Origin of the sequence: Staphylococcus nepalensis (assembly GCF_002442935.1) — a bacterium.
GTDB lineage: Bacteria > Bacillota > Bacilli > Staphylococcales > Staphylococcaceae > Staphylococcus > Staphylococcus nepalensis.
Genome location: NZ_CP017466.1, coordinates 1725965 through 1746683, shown reverse-complemented (window position 1 = coordinate 1746683; position 20719 = coordinate 1725965). Strand labels below are relative to the sequence as shown.

The following is a 20719-nucleotide window of genomic DNA, read 5'->3' as shown; positions in this document are numbered from 1 at the left end:
TTCAATAGTATTCATCAGCTTTCAAATGAAACTATACGATTTGAAGGATTTTGCTTTTTATTTTTTACATGCTGTTATTTAAACGTTTAAACATTTTTTAGTATAACAATATTCATAAGTCGCATTTACTGCTCTTTCAGCATCAGTTACATCAATACCAAACATCATAGAAATTTCTGACGCACCTTGGTTCATCATTTTTAGATTGATATTAGCTTCTGCAAGTGCATGCGTAATCGTGTTAGCTGTGCCAACAATTCTATGCATACCTTCCCCAACTACCATTAATACTGCTAAGTCATGTTCAATGCTTAATTCGTCAACATCACAATGCTTACGTATATCATTAAGTACTTTTTCTTCTTTGTTCTGTATTTCTTTTGAACGCATAATGATACTGATGTTATCAATACCTGATGGCATATGGTCAAATGAAATATCGTAATCTTCTAACACTGCCAATATTTTACGTGTGAAACCAATTTGTCTATTCATTAGATATTTTTTAATATTTAACACTGTAAAATCTTTATCGCAACTAATACCACTTACGACACTCGTTGAATCGATTTCTCTATTATGTCTAATATACGTTCCAGTATCGTTCGGTTTATTTGTATTTTTAATTACCACTGGGATTCTATCTTTATGCAATGGTTGTAACGCTTCATCATGAAACACACCGAATCCTGCATAGGATAACTCTCGCATTTCTCGATAAGTAATTTCATTAATAACTTCAGGATTTTTTACAATAGAAGGGTTAGCTTTAAAAATACCAGAAACATCAGTGAAGTTTTCATATAAATCTGCTCTGACACCTCTAGCTACAATTGCCCCAGTAATATCTGAACCTCCGCGTGGGAATGTAACTACGTAATTTTGTCTTGAAATACCGAAAAATCCTGGGATGATTAATTTTTCTTTATACGATCTTAGGTTATAAAGTGTTTCATATGATTGGTCTAAAATTTGAGCATTTTGTGGTAAATCCGTAACAGTAATACCAGCTTCTCCAGGAGAAACATAACGTGTTGGTATGCCTTGACTATTATTGTATTCTGTAATCAGTTGAGCATTAAAGTTTTCGCCACATGAAAGCAATGCGTCTAATAACCTTGAAGGTTTGTTTTTTAATGTATTGATATAGTTTTCTAATGTTTCGTCTATTGTTTTTAATAAAGTATGGCTCATATTAAGTTCGTCAATAATATCAGCGTAGCGTTGAACGATTTCTTCTTTTTTAGAAACGTGATCCAATTGTTCTATTACTTTTTCATATAGACGAATCAATAAATCGGTTGTTTTTACATCCTCTTTATACCTTTTTCCTGGTGCTGATACAACTACAATTTTTCTTGCTTCATCTGAATTAACGATGTCTAATACTTTTTTAATTTGTTCTGCATTGGAAACAGAACTTCCTCCAAATTTTGATACTTTCATAATGTCATACAACCTTTCTAAAAAATCAGAAAATTTAGTTTAGTTTTTATCACAGGAGTGATAATATAAATATACGCTTTTAATATTCATAGGCTTTACAAAAAGAATGAATGAATTTATACTATACCATATTCAAGTATTTTTCAACTGTACAATTGTATTTTTTAGAAGAACAAACGGAGGAATGAAGACATGAAAGAATTAAACGTAGCACTACTTGGTTTAGGAACTGTAGGTTCTGGTGTAGTAAAAATAATAGAAGAAAATAGAGAACAAATTAAAGACACTATGAATAAGGACATTAATATTAGACATATTTTAGTCCGTGATAAGACTAGACAAAGACCTATTAATGTTTCGAAATATCATTTAACTGAAAATATTGATGACATATTAAATGACACTTCAATTGATATTGTTGTCGAAGTACTTGGGGGAGTTGAACCCACAGTAGAATGGTTGAAACGTGCGTTAAGCCAAAAGAAACATGTTATTACAGCTAACAAAGATTTATTAGCTGTAAATTTAAATGAATTAGAGAGTTTAGCGCAAGAAAACGACGTTGCCTTAAAATATGAAGCAAGTGTTGCGGGCGGCATTCCAATTGTAAATGCTATAAACAATGGCTTAAATGCCAATAATATTAGTAAGTTTATGGGTATTTTAAATGGAACATCTAACTTTATATTAAGTAAGATGACACACGAAGAAACGTCATTCGAAGATGCTTTAGCAGAGGCACAACGCTTAGGATTTGCTGAAGCAGATCCGACTGATGATGTTGAAGGTATTGACGCAGCTAGAAAAGTTGTCATCACTTCATATCTATCATTCAATCAAGTAATTAATTTAGATGAGGTAGATAGACATGGTATTAGTGACGTGACATTGTCAGATATTAAAGTTGCAGACCAACTTGGCTATAAAATCAAATTAATAGGTAAAGGGACGTATGAAAATGCTCAAGGAAACGCATCCGTGGCGCCAACGTTCATCAATAAGGACCATCAGCTTGCAGCAGTTGAAGATGAGTTCAATGCGATTTATGTGATTGGCGATGCAGTCGGGGAAACGATGTTCTATGGTAAAGGCGCAGGTAGTTTAGCTACTGGTAGTGCGGTAGTAAGTGATTTATTAAATGTCACGTTTAATTTTGATACTAACTTGCATACGTTGCCACCTCATTTTGAATTAAAAACAGAAAAGACAAAAGAAATGATGAACGATGAAGAAGAGACTATTACAATTAAAGGTAAAGAAAGTTATTATGTTGTAGTACAAACAGATGGTGAAGATATAAATCAAGTAGAAACATTATTAAAAGGAGAATTACCTGTACACAAATCATTAACTGTGGCTGAACGTGATGCTCGTACTGCCGGTATAGTTGTTATTGGTGTTGATGAGTCACCAGTATCTGCTATTAAAGAATCAGGTTATGTTGTTCAGAAAATCTACCCAGTTGAAGGAGTTTAAAATTTATGAAAAATTGGCAAGGACTTGTAGAAGAATTTAAAGCGTATTTACCAGTTACATCTGATACCCCTAAAGTGAGCTTGAATGAAGGCCAAACCCCTTTAATTTATTGTAAAAATATGTCAGAAATGCTGGGTATTGAATTACATGTGAAATACGAAGGAGCTAATCCAACAGGATCCTTTAAAGATAGAGGTATGGTTATGGCTATGGCCAAAGCGAAAGAGGAAGGCAAAAAAATTGTTATTTGTGCTTCTACTGGTAACACTTCTGCTTCCGCAGCTGCATATGCTGCAAGAGCAGGTTTGAAAGCAATCGTAGTCATTCCAGAAGGCAAAATTGCTTTAGGTAAATTGTCTCAAGCAGTGATGTACGGTGCTGAAATTGTTTCTATAGAAGGGAATTTTGATGAAGCACTCGAAATTGTACAAGAAGTTGCTAAAAATGGTGAGATTGCACTCGTTAATTCTGTTAATCCATACCGTATTGAAGGACAAAAAACAAGTGCATTTGAAGTAATCCAACAATTAGATGGTCAAGCACCTGATATTTTATCCATCCCAGTTGGCAATGCGGGTAACATTTCTGCCTATTGGAAAGGCTTTAAAGAGTATCATGATGCACATGGCACACAATTACCTAATTTATATGGTTTTCAAGCTGAAGGCGCATCGCCTATTGTACAAAATAAAGTAGTGAAAGAGCCAGATACAGTTGCTACTGCAATTAGAATTGGTAACCCAGCAAGTTGGGATAAAGCAACGAGTGCGTTGGAAGAATCTGAAGGCTTAATAGATAGTGTCACAGACGAAGAAATTTTAGAAGCGTATCAATTAATGGCTAGAAAAGAAGGCGTGTTCAGTGAACCTGCTAGTAATGCTTCAATTGCAGGTTTAATTAAGCTACATCGTGCAGGTAAATTACCTAAAGGTAAACGTGTCGTATCAGTGCTTACAGGTAATGGATTAAAAGATCCAGATACAGCTATTTCATTATTGGACGATCCAATTAAACCTTTACCAAATGATAGAGAAAGCATTCTAGAATATATTAAAGGAGCACTATAGCATGTGTGAAAGCTTAAGTTTAAAAATCCCGGCATCTACTGCAAATTTAGGTGTCGGTTTTGATTCTATAGGTATGGCATTAAATAAATTTTTATATCTAAATGTACAAATCAATAATAGTGATAGGTGGTCATTTAAACATATTGGGCCCAATGTTGAAGGTTTACCAATTGATGAAACACACTATATTTACCAAATTGCACAGCAAGTTGCTAATAGATATGAAGTTACTTTACCTCCCTTAGATATAGAAATGAGGAGTGAAATCCCATTAGCAAGAGGACTAGGCTCGTCTGCTTCTGCATTGGTTGGTGCACTTTACATAGCAAATTACTTTGGAGATATAGAGCTTTCTAAATATGAATTATTGCAGTTAGCTACCGAGTTTGAAGGACATCCTGACAATGTGGCACCGACGATTTATGGAGGGCTCGTATTAGGGTATTATGATCCACAAACGAAAGTGACGGACGTATCGTATATTGATCCACCTAGAGCAGACATGATCATCACAATACCATCTAATGAATTAAGTACTACACTTTCGAGAAATGCATTGCCAGAGACTTTTTCGCATAAGGATGCCGTTAGAAATAGTGCAATTAGTAATACCATGATTAGTGCATTGATTCAACATAACTATGAATTAGCAGGTAAAATGATGGAACAAGATGGTTTTCATGAACCTTATCGTCAACATTTAATTCCTGAATTTCAAACAATTAAACGGATTGCGAAACGGTATCATTCATATGCTACTGTTATCAGTGGCGCAGGACCAACTGTTTTAACAATGATAGCGCCTGAACGAAGCGGAGAATTAGTAAGAGAACTTAAACGTGAATTTATCCATTGTCGTTCAGAACTTGTTACTATTAATGTGACGGGTGTAGAATCTGAAGTATTGTACCAACGTCATTAATTTGTTGTATTATAGTTGAGTAGACGTTGAAAGGAGATTAGGAAGATGGGATATAAGTTAATAGTTATGGATATGGATGATACATTAATGACTTCAGACAATGAAGTGAGTACTGATACGGCCAATTATTTAATTGATATACAACATCAAGGTTATACAGTTGTGCTAGCATCAGGCAGACCAACTGAAGGTATGTTACCAACTGCAAAACGATTAAAACTAGATCAATTTAACAGTTATGTTATAAGTTATAATGGCGGTAAGACAGTAAACGTAGCAAATGAAACAGTTGAAGTTAGTCGTACAGTATCAAAATCAGACTTTGATGAAATTGTAGATTTCTGTAGAGATAACCAATTATTCGTGTTGACTTACCAAGATGGCTATATCGTATATGAAGGTGAACATGAATATATGAATATTGAATCAGAGCTGACAGGTTTACCAATGAAAGCAGTAGATGATTTAAAATCATATATTCAAGAGTATGTACCTAAAGTTATGGGTATTGATTATATTCCTAAAATTACGAGTATTAGAAATGATTTAGCTGGTCATTTTAACGAAACGATTGATGTCACAACAAGTAAACCTTATTTCTTAGAATTTATGGCACAAGGCGTTTCTAAAGGTAATGCAATAACTGATCTTAGTAATAAATTAGGTTTGAATTTATCTCAAGTTATTGGCTTTGGTGATAGTTCAAATGATATATCAATGTTAAAAGTTGTTGGTAAAGCAATCGCTATGGGGAACGCTAATGATGACGTGAAAGCTGTTGCTGATGAAGTGACTTTAACAAATGACTATAACGGTATTCCTTACAGTTTAAAAAAATTATTAAATTAAAATAAATGAAGCATAGCAAGATAGCCAAAGTTTGATATGTGAAGGAATAAGATGCAAATCCCAAAATTTTGCCCCAAAAAGATTTCATTAGTTAGAAATCTTTTTGGGGCTTATTTTATATCAATACTATACTCACGTATAAGGGAATAATATATATGAAATTTTTAAGATTAATACTTTATGAATTATTCATTATCTGTAATTGATATTTCTAAATATAAAAAAAGTGAAGTTCCTACGAAATATTTCATAAGGTTAATAAAATCAGTTTTGTTAATCGTAAATTCGTTATTCACCATAACTTCGTAAGTCCCCCATCTATCTTTAAATATAAGTCCAGATTCATTAAATTCATTTTTTTATAAAAATCTTTTCTTTTTTTCTTTGTGAATAGTTTTCAAATGTTGAATCAACTATTTCTATATTAAGAATGATTGGGTTCATTCCATATTTTTCATTGATAAACTGTAAAATTTTACTTCCATAGCCCATAGATTGGTGTTTATTGTCTACAGCTAAATATTGAACATATGTTAAATTATTATATTGGATTAAATAAGTGAAACCTATAAAATGATCATCGTCATAAATAGCTAATAAATTACCAATGCCTTTTTCTAGTTTATATAAAATTAAGTCCATTGGGAATCTTTCTACTTCTGAAAAAGAATTCTTAAGTAATGATTCTATACGTTTTAAATCACTTGAATTCTTATTGATATTTTTCTGTTGTAAACTCATATATTTGATATCCTTTCTATACTGTAAATTATAATCATTAACTACAATCATAAAATTTAAATAAGACTAATAGAAACCAAAGCGATATCATTCTATTTATCAGTATAGATTTCAGTATACTGATAAATGAAAAATTCGATAGTAAAGTTTCGAACTTATGTTTAATAAATGATTTATAAAGCATACAAGTCGATGTTTTTTAATACTTATTTCAACATTCAAAATATTATATGAATTTTTTAGTATTCTTTCCATGTAAAAAGTAATATAAAATAAATGTTAATAGAATAATAACCGCAAGGATTTTATACATTCCCGCATAACCCAAAATGGGAATTCCAAATCCTAATATATAAGGTCCTAATCCATTTCCTGAATCCATAAAAATCATAAATGTTGAAGTAGCTAGTCCTACATTTTCTGGCTTAGCTTCACTGACAGCGATCGTTTGAGTGATTGAAGAAATGTTACCAAAACCAAGCCCAATAAATAGTCCTGACAATAACATCGTCCAGTCATCGCTACTGATACTTAGTAAAAGTAAGCCAACAAAAAAGAATATAAGGGCTGGATACATAATTTTATTTGCTCCATAAATATCAGCAATTTTACCTGTGAAAGGTCTAGACGCTAATACTGAAACTGTATATATTATAAAAAAGAACTTGCTGCTTGTACTAAATCAATTTGGATCGCGTACAAATTAATGTACGATACTATACCTGAAAAAGAAAATGCACTCAAAAATATAATAAATCCAATTGGTATTGTTGATTTATTCATTAAGTTTTTTATAGATATTTCTTTCTTATTTTCGTTATAAGGCACTTTGATTAAAAATGACATAAGTAAACTTAATATCGCAAAGATCAAACTGGCATAAAAAATATTCATTAAACTAGAATTCTGTGTTAAAGATATTCCAATAAATGGACCGAATCCTGTAGCCAGTGCAGTACTTAACGCAAAATAGCTAATCCCTTCGCCTTTACGCGATTGAGGGATTACTAAGGCAACAATAGTACCTACTATCGTTGTAGTGATACCCGTAGAAAGCCCATGTAATAATCGAACAAACACTAAAAAATATTCGTCTAAGTTCACAAAATATAAAATAATTGATACGAAATAAATCACCATATTTAAAATAAATATTTTCTTCGTTATTTTAATAAATCCAGTGAGTACTCTACCAATTAGCGCACCTACTATGAAAACACTTGCTATAAAGCCCATCATTATACTAGATGAATTATATTCAGTTTGCGCATAATTAGTGATGGTAGAGTTTAGTAAAAAATATACGAGTATCAATAAAAAGTTTATGATAGAATATATCACAAAATCTTTCGACCATATTTTGTTATTCATAATAGCTCCTTTCTACATATGATAACTGTCACCGTTATTTGGGATTAGTACTTGATCTTCTAATCCTTTTTCATTTACAAATTGTTTTAATCTGTTTCTAGATAAATTCCAATGAGTTACTGCTTCCATATGCACTACAATAATTTTTGAATTAGGTGCTTCTTTTGCTACTTTATATACATCATATTCGTTCATAATTAATGAGCTGCCTTCATAAAATTGGTTGTCGCCACCATTTACAATGATAACTTCAGGCTCATAGTGTTTTATTACGTTTTTAATCTTGCTATACCATACGGTATCTCCTGCTATATATAATCTTTGTTCTGTAGGATGATCAAAAATAACGCCACAAACAGAACCAATGATTTCTAAAATTTCACCTCTACCATGCTCACCAGGCGTTTTTATTAGTTTAACACCCTCAAACGTTGTATACTCGGTTAATATTTCTACATCTTTAAAGCCAACACCTTTAATTTCTTCTGCGTCGTTTTCGTCTTGTACAAATACCTTGATATCTTTTGGTAAATGTTTTTGTGCCGTTTCATCAAAATGGTCAATATGCAAATGTGTTAAAATAATCGCGTCAATATCTTTAATGATGTCTTCTAGAGATATAGGTAAGTCGACAAGTGGATTCTCTAACTCTTCTCCAGGAGCATCAGGAAAACTTGCAAAAGCCCCTTTTTCGCCTAACATCGGGTCAACTAAAAACTTTTTATCTGCATACTCAATGATGCTTGTAGCATTTCTTATATGTGTTATGTTCATAAATAATTCCTCCAAATTTTTGTATATATTTATCTTAATTGGATGGTCTATGTGTTTAAATATAAATTTCAAAGAGTTTTTAACTAAATACTTGAAAATTGAAAGTGAGTGATAAAAATGGACGAATTAGACAAAAAAATAATTAGCGAATTAAAAAATAACAGTAAAATTTCAATGAAGCATTTAGGAGCAAAAGTAAATCTAACTGGTCAAGCAGCAACAAATAGAGTGAAAAAATTAGAGGATGACAACGTTATTACTGGATACACGATTGCTTTAAACCAAGAAGCATTAGACTGTAAAGTCCATGTATTTATTAATATTTATACTCATAAAATTTCTCATAATTCATATCTTGATTTTATTCAGGAAGAGAGCATTTTTGTTATGAATAACTATAAAGTAATAGGCGACCCATGTTATCTTTTAGAGTGCCGTTTCCCAAATAATGATTATTTAAATGCATTTCTTGCGCGATTAAATAAGCACGCAAACTATAATGTTTTAATGGCAATATAAAAGGCCAATCTCATTAATTAAACGGGGAACTAAAAGTGGCATGATTGCCATTTAATATTGAATTATATTGCAATAAACATCATTAATTTGGTAGTATTTATATTCATTTCTTTGCTAGTAATAAAAAACGAGGTAGCGAAATCTACATAGAAAATGTGATCCCGTTACCTCGTTTTTGTGTTTTTGCATATTTTGATGTCATACATACGATGATTTGACTATTTAGCGGTATGGGTCCATTCATTTTTGCCGCGATGTCTTTTTACGTGTGCATAAACATTGTCTGCAGCGTAGTCTAAATTAGTGTAAACCGTAATCGAGAATGCAGATTGGTTATCCTCAAATGCTTCTTCTGAAAACAATTCTTTAAGATGGCTAAAAAGACTTTCCATTTGTGAGCGGTCTAAACTTGGGTATTCTCGTAATGTTCTTTTGATTAGTTGGTCATGTCTTTCTTCAAGTGATTGTACAACAATAACAAAACGCTCATCAGTTTCTAAAATATCGTCAAATAGATTTGTTTGTCCAATCATAATTTCCACCTCTAAGTAATTAAATTATTAATCTTATTATACTATACTTTCTATATACTGAAAATAACACCAACTTCTGAAAAAGCAATTTCTTTTGTAACCAAGGTTAATTTATATAAAAGTAGGGAATACAATTACTATGTTATTAGCAAAAAATTCACCCCAAAAATTAGATTTCTAGTCTAACTTTTGGGGTGAATAGTATGATACTTGTATTAGTGGTTAAGTATCTAATTATAATCGTGGTTTTTTAAATCAATTTCTTCGAGTTTAACAATTTTAGTTTTTCTAATGTACTTATGGATAAAGTAAATTAAAGCTAATATAACCATTGGTAATAAGTTTCGGATTAACGCGCCGATATCACCAGCCAAAATTGCACCAAGTGAATTTCCTACAAATAGGAATAACAAAGCAATGATTACTATAATTGGTCCGAAAGGATAGAACGGTGCCTTATAAGGTAATACATCATCAGGATTTTTATTTTGTTTTTTAATTGCAGAACGCAGTCTGATTTGGGCTATTATACTAGATGCCCAAACAACAATGACTAAAGACCCAATGATATTTAGCAATGAAAATACAATGTCTGATTTAAATTGAGCTAAGATAATTACAAACAAGACAATGATAAACGTCACAAATATTGATACTATAGGTAATTTTGTAGTCTTATTAAGTTTACTTAAAAATTTAGGTGCTTGTTTATCTTCTGCCATTGAGAATAACATTCTACTTGTTGTATAAATTCCAGAGTTTGCAGCAGATAATAATGAAGTTAAAATTACTGCGTTAATTACTGATGCTGCAAATGCGATACCTACACGATCAAACACTATTGTAAATGGGCTTTGTGATACAGATTCACTTTCATTCAATAATAATGGATCAGTATAAGGAATTATCGCTGAAATGACCGCAATTGATAAAACATAGAATAATAAAATTCTCCAAAAGACTTGTCTAATTGCTTTGGGCATAGACTGACTTGGGTTTGAAGATTCGCCAGCTGTTACAGCAACGACTTCTGTGCCTCCAACTGAGAATCCAGCTACAAGTAAAACCCCTAAGAAACCAGAGATGCCACCAACAAAAGGTGCTTCTCCTGTTACATAATTACTCAAGCCATATGTCTGACCGCCTAAAATGCCTATAATTGTTAATACGCCAATAACGATGAAAATAATAATGGTTGCAACTTTAATGAGTGATAACCAAAACTCTGTTTCACCAAAGGCCTTTACTGAGAATATATTAAGTAAGAAAAGAATGACAAGGAAGATGATGCTCCAAGTGACAGGACTAAAAAATTGGAAGAAATCCCAATAATAAATTACACTAGAAGAAATAATAACATCGACACTTGTAACTAACAGCCAAATTGCCCAATATAGCCACCCCATAGTGAAACCGAGGGAGCTATCTACAAAACGTGTTGAATAGGAACTGAAAGAACCTGAAACAGGATAAAATGTAGCTAGTTCACCAATCGAAGCCATTAAGAAATATAACATCACACCAATGATTAAATAGGCAAGTATTGCGCCACCAGGTCCTGCTTGCGAAATCACGCTACCAGTAGCAACAAATAGGCCTGTACCAATTGCACCACCAATTGCAATCATTGAAATGTGCCGAGAATTAAGACCACGGTTCATATTGTTTTGTGCCATAATACAGTCTCCTATGTTCTATTAAATTTTAAATATATATTATCCATTCTAATGCTTTTGAGCTGTACAAGCAATGCTTTTTATGACTGTCTTGCTATAAATTTTCAAATATTTTGAAAATTAGTATTTATATGTATATTGTTAGTTGCTTTTAGAAAAATTATAGATTAAAATAAGTACTAGGTAATAATTATTATTGATTAGTAAAGGCGGGGGAATTTTGATGAGTAACAGGAAAAAATTAACGAGCCTCTTTGGCGCACCAGTCTCAGATAGAGAAAATAGTATGACAGCCGGCCCTAGAGGACCATTATTAATGCAAGATTGGTACTTTTTAGAGCAAATGGCTCATTTTGATAGAGAAGTTATACCGGAAAGACGTATGCATGCAAAAGGGTCAGGTGCTTTTGGTACTTTTACGGTTACAAACGATATTACACAATATACTTCAGCTAGCATTTTCTCTGAAGTAGGCAAACAAACTGAAATGTTTGCGCGTTTTTCAACTGTAGCAGGTGAAAGAGGCGCAGCTGATGCAGAACGAGATATTCGTGGGTTCGCGTTGAAGTTCTATACAGATGAAGGTAATTGGGATTTAGTAGGAAATAATACACCAGTATTCTTCTTTAGAGACCCGAAACTATTTGCTAGTTTAAACCACGCTGTTAAACGTGACCCAAGAACAAATATGAGAAGTGCACAAAACAATTGGGATTTCTGGACTTCTTTACCTGAAGCATTACATCAAGTAACAATTTTAATGTCAGACCGTGGTATACCTAAAGGTTTTAGAAATATGCATGGTTTTGGATCTCATACTTATTCTATGTACAATGATAAAGGTGAACGTGTTTGGGTGAAATTCCATCATAGAACGCAACAAGGTATTGAAAACTTACAACCTGACGAAGCGGCAAAAATTGTTGGGGAAGACAGAGAATCATCACAACGTGATTTATTCGAAGCAATTGAAAACAAAGATTATCCAAAATGGAAAATGTATATTCAAGTCATGACAGAAGAACAAGCGCGCAACCATAAAGATAATCCATTTGATTTAACAAAAGTTTGGTATAAAGGAGACTATCCTTTAATAGAAGTTGGAGAATTTGAATTAAATCGCAACCCAGACAACTATTTCCAAGATGTTGAGCAGGCTGCTTTCGCCCCAACTAATATTGTACCTGGGATTGATTTCTCTCCAGACAGAATGTTACAAGGTAGATTATTCTCATATGGCGATGCACAACGCTACAGATTAGGCGTCAATCATTGGCAAATACCAGTTAACCAACCTAAGGGTGTTGGCATTGAAAATATTTGTCCATTTAGCCGTGACGGTCAAATGAGAATTATAGATAATAATCAAGGCGGCGGCACACATTATTATCCAAACAGTGATGGTTCATTCGAAGATCAACCTGAATTTAAAAAACCTGGACTAAAAATTGAAGGTGAAGCATATGAATATGACTTCAGAGAAGATGACGATAATTACTTCGAACAGCCAGGACGTTTGTTCAGAATACAATCTAAAGAACAGCAAGCGCGAATTTTTGAAAATACAGCTAATGAAATGCAAGGTACTACATTAGAAGTTCAACATCGTCATATTCGCCATTGTTATAAAGCGGATAGTGAATATGGTAAAGGTGTGGCGAAAGCATTAGGTATCGACATAAATGATGTAGATTTAGAAATTGCAGATTAATCATTGCACGCTTATGATTAACAATTTACAATAAAAGTTTTAAAATGCGCGTTTAAGATATAAACATGCCTATTTAAAATAAAGATGCACCTTCATTTCAAAATGGAAGGTGCATTTTATGTTTGAATTTTTGGGATATTCAATGCATATGTTTATCTAAGGGCATGTTTAATTTACGTTATTAGATAGGTTAATAAATATAAAAAGACAAACCAAATGTCATAAGTCATTTGGTTTGTCTTTAACTGTAAACATCATTTAATTAATCGTAACTGCTTAAATGTAATGCTGAACAGGGCACATTAGATTTAAGCGTGTAAGTCATTTATTTTAATTTGAATTATCTTGTCTTTATACCTAAGAAATTTTGCGAATAGAAATGCATTTTTCCACAATTGTTACATAATAATGTTATTAACGGCGTTGGATCATTACCTAAGGAAGCAGTTAACAATGGTAGGAAATAATGACCATCTAAAATTTCAATATCAGGACGCTCGCAGTTACACACACTTTTATCTTTTGTTTTTTCAGTTATTGAATCAATAATGTGTTTTTTTTGTTCATCCGTAATGTGACGATTTTCCATATAAAAATTCCCTCCAATATATTTTATATACTTATTTCATTATAAGGGTAGTTATGATTTATTAGAAGACCTTAAATGCATTTAATAGTGATATTTAAGTATATTATTGTTAATTAACGCTTTGTTGTGTGATTTAATGTATTGTTTCAACCCAGTTACATAGCGCGGTGTATCATTAATAGAAATTAAAACTGAAGTGCCCATCGGTAGTGTAAGTTGCCCCTTATCATAATTTATACATATAAGTTGTCATGTTAATTTAGTTTAGCGGTGTTTATTAAATTATACGAAAAAGCCTTTTTGTACTAAATTCCATATTTTATAACGATTTTGTAACGTGTTGACGCCAGGGAAGTATATGAGTGAGAGACTATAGGCTTGAACCATACCTCATACCTCAGGCAAGCATGCACGACCAAAACTGTAAGATTTTAAATAAAATAAGAGCTAACCCATTACGGATTAGCTCTTATTTTTAAGTGTCGTATTAAAAAGATAATGAAAGCACAGAATTATTTAGTTTCACGATGTAAAGTGTATTTATTTAATCGTGGGCAGAATTTTTTAAGTTCAATACGTTCTGGATTGTTACGCTTGTTTTTAGTACTGATGTAGTTACGATCGCCACATTCTGTACAAGCTAATGTAATATTTACGCGCAAAATTAACACCTCTTTCTTAACAGGAATCATTACGTTTTAAAATGATACCATAATTAATCAATATATTCAATGAAAAATGCTTTACTTAACTTGAAGATATCCTAATATACCTAACTATTATACCCCTTTTAAAAAATAATTTTCAATGACCAAATCGTTTTAGTTTGATTTATGAAAAGCATATGTTAATATTTAAAACGTAACGATTACGATTTAAAGGAGAGAAAGATATGGCAAAAAAATCAAAAATTGCTAAAGAAGAAAAAAGAGAACGCTTAGTTGCTCAATATTATGAATTAAGAAAAGAGTTAAAAGCAAAAGGCGATTACGAAGCATTAAGAAAATTGCCTAGAGATGCTTCACCTACAAGACTAACACGCAGATGTAAGGTGAGTGGGCGTCCAAGAGGTGTATTAAGAAAGTTTGAAATGTCACGAATTGCATTTAGAGATTATGCACATAAAGGCCAAATTCCTGGTGTTAAAAAATCAAGTTGGTAAAATCAGACTTTAGTTCATTTACATTTAGAGTGAAACCATGTATATTATCTATTGGTAAAGATAAATAAAATGCTATTGTTCGGAAATAATCCTAATATATAGGATTATTTCCTTAGATAATTGTTGAATTCATTTAAAAATCTTACCTTTAAATACTGTTTCACTATTAAATATTAGGGGTTTATATAATTATGAAAATATTTGATTATGAAGATATCCAGCTTATACCAAATAAATGTATTGTGAATAGTCGCTCAGAATGTGATACTGCAGTGGAATTCGGACCAAAAGAATTTAAATTACCTGTTGTGCCTGCAAATATGCAAACAGTGATGAATGAAACTTTGGCAGAATGGTTTGCTGAAAACGAATATTTCTATATTATGCATAGATTTGACGAAGCAGCACGTATACCTTTTGTGAAAAAAATGCATAGCAAAGGCTTGTTTGCTTCTATTTCAGTTGGCATTAAAGCACGTGAATTTGAATTTGTTGAAAAAATGGCAAACGATGGTGTAATTCCTGAATATATTACAATTGATATTGCACACGGTCATTCAGATGCTGTAATCCATATGATTCAACATATTAAAAAACATATTCCTGATTCCTTTGTTATTGCAGGTAATGTTGGGACGCCTGAAGGAGTTCGAGAATTAGAAAATGCGGGTGCAGATGCAACGAAAGTAGGTATTGGGCCTGGCCGTGTTTGTATTACTAAAATCAAAACAGGATTTGGTACAGGCGGTTGGCAATTAGCTGCTTTAAATCATTGTAGTAAAGCAGCACGTAAACCAATCATAGCTGATGGAGGTATTAGAACGCATGGTGATATTGCTAAATCAATTCGATTTGGTGCATCTATGGTAATGATAGGTTCATTATTTGCTGCTCATGAAGAATCTCCTGGCGAAACGGTTGAATTAGATGGTAAATTATATAAAGAGTATTTCGGTAGTGCATCTGAATTCCAAAAAGGTGAACATAAAAACGTTGAAGGTAAAAAAATGTTTGTTGAACATAAAGGTTCATTAATGGATACATTAGTTGAAATGCAACAAGATTTACAGAGTTCAATCTCATATGCAGGGGGTAACGATTTAAATTCATTAACTAAAGTGGATTATGTCATAGTTAGAAATTCTATTTTCAATGGAGATAGAGACTAATAATATAGTAGGTGTAAAAAATTAAACGATTTTTATTATATGTAATTGTACTTCTGTTAATTGTGTTAATTACTCCAATTAAAGAATTTGCACCGCTAGAATCGTTGCAGCAACAATTTAAATCAAAAGTAGACAGTTGGTCATCTGATAAGCCTTTAACTGAAAATACCTTAAAAGTACCTGATGAACAAGATTTTGCTTTGAATAATATTCAAATGAATATGTCTAAGGAAGAAGTAGAAGAAAAATTAGGTAAAGCAAAGCGTGTTACTTCAAACGAATATGGTACGAATTGGCATACGTATTATTCTGACGATTACAGAAGTTTTGTTATGGTGAGTTATATTAAAGATAAAGTAAATGGTTTGTATAGTAATCAAAATGTTATTTCTTCTAAATCTAAAATAAAATATAATTCTCCGAAAGATACAGTTAGAGATCGATTAGGTGACCCTATATCAACAAAACAAAAAGGTCATATAAATATAGACGTGCAAGATAGTGAATTTGACAATTTTAAAAAAGACAATATTTATACTACAGCATTTTATGACAAACATAACCAAAACCACTTAACAGCATTATTATTAATTAGTGAAGAAATGGAAAATAGACTTCAACAACAATATGGGGCGCCGTCGGATAATTTAGCTAAGAGCTTTGAATTGCAAAATTTTGACTTAGTAAACGCTGAAAGAGTGCAACATGGTTTAAATACTTTAGATTATTCAACAACTATTTCTGATACAGCACGTAAGCACAGTACTGATATGGCAGAAAATAACTATTTTAATCATGATAATTTGAGTGGAGATTCTCCGTTTGATCGTTTAGAAAGTGATGGACACGATTTTAATGCAGCCGGAGAAAACTTAGCTTATGGTCAACAAAGTAGTATTTATGCCCATCAAGGTTTAATGAATTCTTTAGGACATAGAAAGAACATTCTTAAAAAAGAATTTCGAACATTAGGTGTCGGCGTTGATTTTAATGAACAAAGACAACCTTATTGGACTGAAAATTACACTGGATAGTGTTTACGATTTGTTGAATGAGGGTATCTGTAACCTGTGAGGATGAGATATTATGACAACAAATAAAAAAGATCAAACAGAAGATATACTAGAAAAAGTTAAAGACGTTTTAGAAAAGAATGACGAAAAATAAGAGGTTGCGCTCAACGCGCAACCTCTTATTTTTGTTGAGAGTGTCTTTATTTACAAATAAAATAATTAAATTTCTCTGAAAAGCCCAACGACTTTGCCTAAAACAGTGACTTGGTCTAAATAAATAGGAGACATTGTACTATTTTCCGGTTGCAAACGATAACGTGTTTTTTCTTTATAAAAACGTTTGACTGTAGCTTCATTTTCTTCAGTCATTGCAACAATAATATCACCGTTTTCAGCAATTGTTTGGCTTCTGACTATAACTTTATCTCCATCTAATATACCAGCTTCGATCATACTATCACCAACAACATTTAAGATGAAAATGTCACTGTTATGCGTAGAAGTAAAATGTTCTGGTAATGGAAAGTATTCTTCAACATTTTCGACGGCAGTAATAGGAATACCTGCCGTTACTTTTCCAATTACTGGTACATGTATCGTTGATTCCATATTTGCAGATTCGCCTAGTTGTTCAGTTACAATTTCTATTGCACGGGGCTTGGTTGGATCTCTTTTTATATAGCCTTTTTCTTCTAGTCTTGATAAATGTCCATGTACGGTAGAGCTTGAAGCTAAACCCACAGCTTCACCAATTTCTCGAACACTTGGTGGATATCCTTTTGAATGAACGGTCTGTTTGATATATTCAAAAATTTCATTTTGTCGTTTTGTTAATTCTCTCATAATAGGCACTCCCTACGTTAATTTGTTTTTATTATAGCATGCATGATTCTTTTTTACAAACGTTTGTTCGTTTCAAGGTTGACTAGGAACAGATGTTCTGTTAGAGTTTAGACACAAACAAACGTTCTAGGAGTGACTTATAATGTTCAAATTATATATACATCAAATAAAGCCTTACTTCGTAGTCCTATTAGTTACTATGATTTTAAGTTCTATATTTATTTTAAGTGCACATAATAATGCTGAGTCGGAACAAACGTACGAAATGACAGATCATCAAATCCAAAACAACTCAATTCAAAACGAACAATATCAAATGGATTCAGTGGAAAAAAGCGAACAGAGCAATAAGCCATTTTTGGCAAGAGCAAAATAGAAATATCAAACATTAATTTATTTGGGAGTAAATTAATTGTCTGGTACATATGAAAGTGAGCGGAACTATTTCGTTTCGTTCACTTTTTTGTTATATTTTTTATATTATGAATTACGGAGGTTTAGTATGGCTAAAAACGATGCCGTAGATATCAAGCGTATAAATGAATTAGCAAAAAAGAAAAAAGAAGAAGGATTAACTGAATCTGAGGCTAAAGAACGATCTAAATTAAGAAAAGCGTATTTAGACTCTTTCAGAGATAATTTTAAAAAACAAATTGAAAATACTAGAGTAATTGATCCTGAAGGTAACGATGTAACACCTGAAAAAGTTAAAAAAATATTAGATTCAAAAGACAAAAAAGATAACAACTAAATCAATTTTTTGTTAAACAAACGTCAAATAATGTATAATGGTAATGAATCTTGCTATAAGAAAGGAAGTCATTTAGATGAATAAAGAAAAAGATCAATTAGCAATAGATACGATTAGAGCTTTAAGTATCGATGCTGTTGAGCAAGCAAACTCAGGACACCCTGGATTACCAATGGGTGCTGCTCCAATGGCATATACTTTATGGACACGCCATTTAAATTTCAACCCCCAATCAAAAGATTTCTTCGATAGAGATCGTTTTGTATTGTCTGCTGGTCATGGTTCTGCATTACTTTATAGTTTATTACATGTTTCAGGTAGTTTAGAATTAGATGAATTAAAACAATTTAGACAATGGGGCTCAAAAACACCAGGACATCCTGAATTCAGACATACTGATGGTGTGGAAGTAACTACAGGTCCATTAGGTCAAGGTTTTGCTATGTCTGTAGGTATGGCTATGGCTGAAAAACATCTTGCTGGTAAGTTTAACAAAGAAGATGCTAATGTAGTAGACCATTACACTTATGTACTAGCTTCTGATGGAGATTTAATGGAAGGTATTTCACATGAGGCGGCTTCATTAGCTGGTCATACGAAATTAGATAAACTTATTGTATTATATGATTCAAATGATATTTCTTTAGATGGAGATTTAAACAAAGCTTTTTCTGAAGATGTTAAGACTCGCTTTGAATCATATGGTTGGAAACACATTTTAATTGAAGATGGTAACGATATCGAAGCAATTGATAAAGCAATTGAAGAAGCAAAAGCTTCGGATGTACCAACAATGATTGAAGTTAAAACAATTATTGGTTACGGTGCACCAAACAAACAAGATTCTCATGGTGTGCACGGTGCGCCATTAGGTGAAGATGAAAGAAAATTAGCTTTAGAAAATTATGGTTTAGATCCTGAAAAACGATTCAACGTTCCAGATGAAGTTTATGAAATCTTTCAACAATCAATGCTAAAACGTGCAAACGAAAAAGAAGAAAGCTGGAACAAACTTGTTGAAACATACAGTGAAAAATATCCAGAATTAGCAGAAGAATTCAAATTGGCAATCAGTGGTAAATTACCAGCTAATTACGCTGATGCATTACCAGAATTTGAAGCTGGCCACAGTGGTGCGTCACGTGCAGATTCTGGAGAAGTTATTCAAGCGTTAAGTAAAACAGTACCTTCATTCTTTGGTGGTTCAGCTGACTTAGCTGGCTCAAACAAATCAAATGTAAAAGATGCTGTTGATTTTGATAAAGATACACCTGAAGGTAAAAATATCTGGTTTGGTGTTCGTGAATTCGCTATGGCTGCCGCAGTAAATGGTATGGCTGCACACGGTGGTTTACATCCATATGGTGCAACATTCTTCGTATTCAGTGACTATTTAAAACCAGCGCTTCGTTTATCTGCAATCATGGGCTTAAATTCAACATTTATTTTTACGCATGATTCCATTGCAGTGGGTGAAGATGGACCGACACATGAACCAATTGAACAATTAGCTGGTTTACGTGCCATCCCTAATATGAATGTTATCCGTCCAGCAGATGGTAACGAAACTCGTGTAGCTTGGGAAATAGCACTAGAAGCAGGATCAACACCGACATCATTAGTACTTACACGCCAAAACTTAACTACAATGGACTTGCCTAAAGAAACTGTAGAAGAAGGTGTACGTAAAGGTGCTTATGTAGTGTTTGAATCAGATAAAGCGCCAGAATTCTTGTTATTAGCAACAGGTTCAGAAGTTAATTTAGCTATTGAAGCTGCTAAAGACTTAGAAGCACAAGGTAAGGGTGTACGTGTTGTTTCTATGCCAAACTGGAACGCATTTGATCAACAAACAGATGAATATAAAGCATCTGTTTTACCGCCATCTATTACTAAACGTGTTGCTATTGAAATGGCTTCGCCACTTGGTTGGCATAAATATGTTGGTACTGAAGGTAAAGTAATCGGTATCGACGGATTTGGCGCAAGCGCTCCTGGTGATTTAGTAGTCGAAAAATATGGTTTCACTAAAGAAAATGTATTAAACCAAATTCAAACATTTTAAGTAGTTAAAGCTTAAACAAATATAAAAAAGTTTGGTATGAGA

The 20719-nt window shown here is 32.6% G+C and carries 22 protein-coding genes; 12 read left to right on the top strand and 10 right to left on the bottom strand.

Annotated features, from left to right (window positions below):
- Positions 1-78 precede the first annotated feature (78 nt).
- Positions 79-1446: an aspartate kinase gene (locus BJG89_RS08270; protein ID WP_096809969.1), complete on the bottom strand. Its 1368-nt coding sequence runs from the start codon at positions 1444-1446 to the stop codon at positions 79-81.
- 192 nt (positions 1447-1638) lie between these two features.
- Here BJG89_RS08270 and BJG89_RS08265 point away from each other — a divergent pair, with 192 nt between their 5' ends.
- The 4 genes from BJG89_RS08265 to BJG89_RS08250 are packed head-to-tail and all read left to right on the top strand — an operon-like array spanning position 1639 to position 5760.
- Positions 1639-2922 (top strand): homoserine dehydrogenase, encoded by a 1284-nt coding sequence (locus BJG89_RS08265; RefSeq protein WP_096809967.1) that lies wholly within the window; start codon positions 1639-1641, stop codon positions 2920-2922.
- Between the two features lie 5 nt (positions 2923-2927).
- Complete coding sequence (thrC, locus tag BJG89_RS08260; RefSeq protein WP_096809966.1) at positions 2928-3989, top strand: threonine synthase; 1062 nt, start codon at positions 2928-2930, stop codon at positions 3987-3989.
- A 1-nt stretch (position 3990) separates the two neighbouring features.
- Positions 3991-4911 carry a homoserine kinase gene (thrB, locus tag BJG89_RS08255; protein ID WP_096809964.1) on the top strand — a complete coding sequence of 307 codons (921 nt, stop codon included), beginning with the start codon at positions 3991-3993 and terminating at the stop codon, positions 4909-4911.
- A 45-nt stretch (positions 4912-4956) separates the two neighbouring features.
- The gene (locus BJG89_RS08250; protein ID WP_096809962.1) at positions 4957-5760 is read left to right on the top strand and encodes a Cof-type HAD-IIB family hydrolase; all 804 of its coding nucleotides are present in this window, start codon (positions 4957-4959) and stop codon (positions 5758-5760) included.
- 351 nt (positions 5761-6111) lie between these two features.
- On the opposite strand, the gene BJG89_RS08245 is transcribed toward BJG89_RS08250, so the two are convergent.
- The 4 genes from BJG89_RS08245 to BJG89_RS08230 all read right to left on the bottom strand — a co-directional run bounded on the left by BJG89_RS08245 (position 6112) and on the right by BJG89_RS08230 (position 8646).
- On the bottom strand, positions 6112-6501 hold the full coding sequence (locus BJG89_RS08245; protein ID WP_157772547.1) for a GNAT family N-acetyltransferase: 390 nt from the start codon (positions 6499-6501) through the stop codon (positions 6112-6114).
- A gap of 226 nt (positions 6502-6727) precedes the next feature.
- Positions 6728-7108: an MFS transporter gene (locus BJG89_RS08240; protein WP_232514226.1), complete on the bottom strand. Its 381-nt coding sequence runs from the start codon at positions 7106-7108 to the stop codon at positions 6728-6730.
- A gap of 44 nt (positions 7109-7152) precedes the next feature.
- A complete protein-coding gene (locus BJG89_RS08235) occupies positions 7153-7872 on the bottom strand; it encodes an MFS transporter (protein ID WP_096809955.1) in 720 nt (239 codons plus the stop codon).
- Positions 7873-7884: 12 nt separating this feature from the next.
- Positions 7885-8646, bottom strand: coding sequence for an MBL fold metallo-hydrolase (locus BJG89_RS08230; protein ID WP_096809953.1), 762 nt, complete (start codon positions 8644-8646; stop codon positions 7885-7887).
- 117 nt (positions 8647-8763) lie between these two features.
- Here BJG89_RS08230 and BJG89_RS08225 point away from each other — a divergent pair, with 117 nt between their 5' ends.
- Positions 8764-9165, top strand: coding sequence for an Lrp/AsnC family transcriptional regulator (locus BJG89_RS08225; protein ID WP_096809952.1), 402 nt, complete (start codon positions 8764-8766; stop codon positions 9163-9165).
- 218 nt (positions 9166-9383) lie between these two features.
- Here BJG89_RS08225 and BJG89_RS08220 read toward each other — a convergent pair whose 3' ends face one another.
- Both BJG89_RS08220 and BJG89_RS08215 read right to left on the bottom strand, forming a co-directional pair.
- A complete protein-coding gene (locus BJG89_RS08220; protein WP_096809949.1) occupies positions 9384-9698 on the bottom strand; it encodes a hypothetical protein in 315 nt (104 codons plus the stop codon).
- Between the two features lie 230 nt (positions 9699-9928).
- A complete protein-coding gene (locus BJG89_RS08215) occupies positions 9929-11374 on the bottom strand; it encodes an amino acid permease (RefSeq protein ID WP_096809948.1) in 1446 nt (481 codons plus the stop codon).
- 223 nt (positions 11375-11597) lie between these two features.
- On the opposite strand from BJG89_RS08215, the gene BJG89_RS08210 reads away from it, so the two are divergent.
- The gene (locus BJG89_RS08210) at positions 11598-13085 is read left to right on the top strand and encodes a catalase (protein ID WP_096809946.1); all 1488 of its coding nucleotides are present in this window, start codon (positions 11598-11600) and stop codon (positions 13083-13085) included.
- Positions 13086-13425: 340 nt separating this feature from the next.
- On the opposite strand, the gene BJG89_RS08205 is transcribed toward BJG89_RS08210, so the two are convergent.
- Together BJG89_RS08205 and rpmG are read right to left on the bottom strand one after the other, a co-directional pair.
- Complete coding sequence (locus tag BJG89_RS08205) at positions 13426-13674, bottom strand: hypothetical protein (protein ID WP_096809944.1); 249 nt, start codon at positions 13672-13674, stop codon at positions 13426-13428.
- A gap of 512 nt (positions 13675-14186) precedes the next feature.
- Positions 14187-14336, bottom strand: coding sequence for a 50S ribosomal protein L33 (rpmG, locus tag BJG89_RS08200; RefSeq protein ID WP_017724369.1), 150 nt, complete (start codon positions 14334-14336; stop codon positions 14187-14189).
- 230 nt (positions 14337-14566) lie between these two features.
- On the opposite strand from rpmG, the gene rpsN reads away from it, so the two are divergent.
- The 3 genes from rpsN to BJG89_RS08185 all read left to right on the top strand — a co-directional run bounded on the left by rpsN (position 14567) and on the right by BJG89_RS08185 (position 17039).
- Positions 14567-14836 (top strand): 30S ribosomal protein S14, encoded by a 270-nt coding sequence (gene rpsN, locus BJG89_RS08195; RefSeq protein WP_096809942.1) that lies wholly within the window; start codon positions 14567-14569, stop codon positions 14834-14836.
- A 191-nt stretch (positions 14837-15027) separates the two neighbouring features.
- Complete coding sequence (guaC, locus tag BJG89_RS08190) at positions 15028-16005, top strand: GMP reductase (RefSeq protein WP_096809940.1); 978 nt, start codon at positions 15028-15030, stop codon at positions 16003-16005.
- A gap of 20 nt (positions 16006-16025) precedes the next feature.
- On the top strand, positions 16026-17039 hold the full coding sequence (locus BJG89_RS08185; protein ID WP_096809938.1) for a CAP domain-containing protein: 1014 nt from the start codon (positions 16026-16028) through the stop codon (positions 17037-17039).
- Positions 17040-17237: 198 nt separating this feature from the next.
- Here the strand turns inward: BJG89_RS08185 and lexA are convergent, their stop codons facing one another.
- Complete coding sequence (lexA, locus tag BJG89_RS08180; protein WP_096809936.1) at positions 17238-17861, bottom strand: transcriptional repressor LexA; 624 nt, start codon at positions 17859-17861, stop codon at positions 17238-17240.
- Between the two features lie 142 nt (positions 17862-18003).
- Here lexA and sosA point away from each other — a divergent pair, with 142 nt between their 5' ends.
- The 3 genes from sosA (at position 18004) to tkt (ending at position 20677) form a co-directional block, all read left to right on the top strand.
- On the top strand, positions 18004-18237 hold the full coding sequence (gene sosA / locus BJG89_RS08175; RefSeq protein ID WP_096809933.1) for a DNA damage-induced cell division inhibitor SosA: 234 nt from the start codon (positions 18004-18006) through the stop codon (positions 18235-18237).
- 126 nt (positions 18238-18363) lie between these two features.
- Positions 18364-18612 carry a DUF896 domain-containing protein gene (locus BJG89_RS08170; protein WP_096809931.1) on the top strand — a complete coding sequence of 83 codons (249 nt, stop codon included), beginning with the start codon at positions 18364-18366 and terminating at the stop codon, positions 18610-18612.
- A 76-nt stretch (positions 18613-18688) separates the two neighbouring features.
- Entirely contained in the window at positions 18689-20677 is a 1989-nt protein-coding gene (gene tkt / locus BJG89_RS08165) for a transketolase (RefSeq protein WP_096809929.1), read from the top strand.
- The last annotated feature ends 42 nt before the right edge of the window (positions 20678-20719 follow it).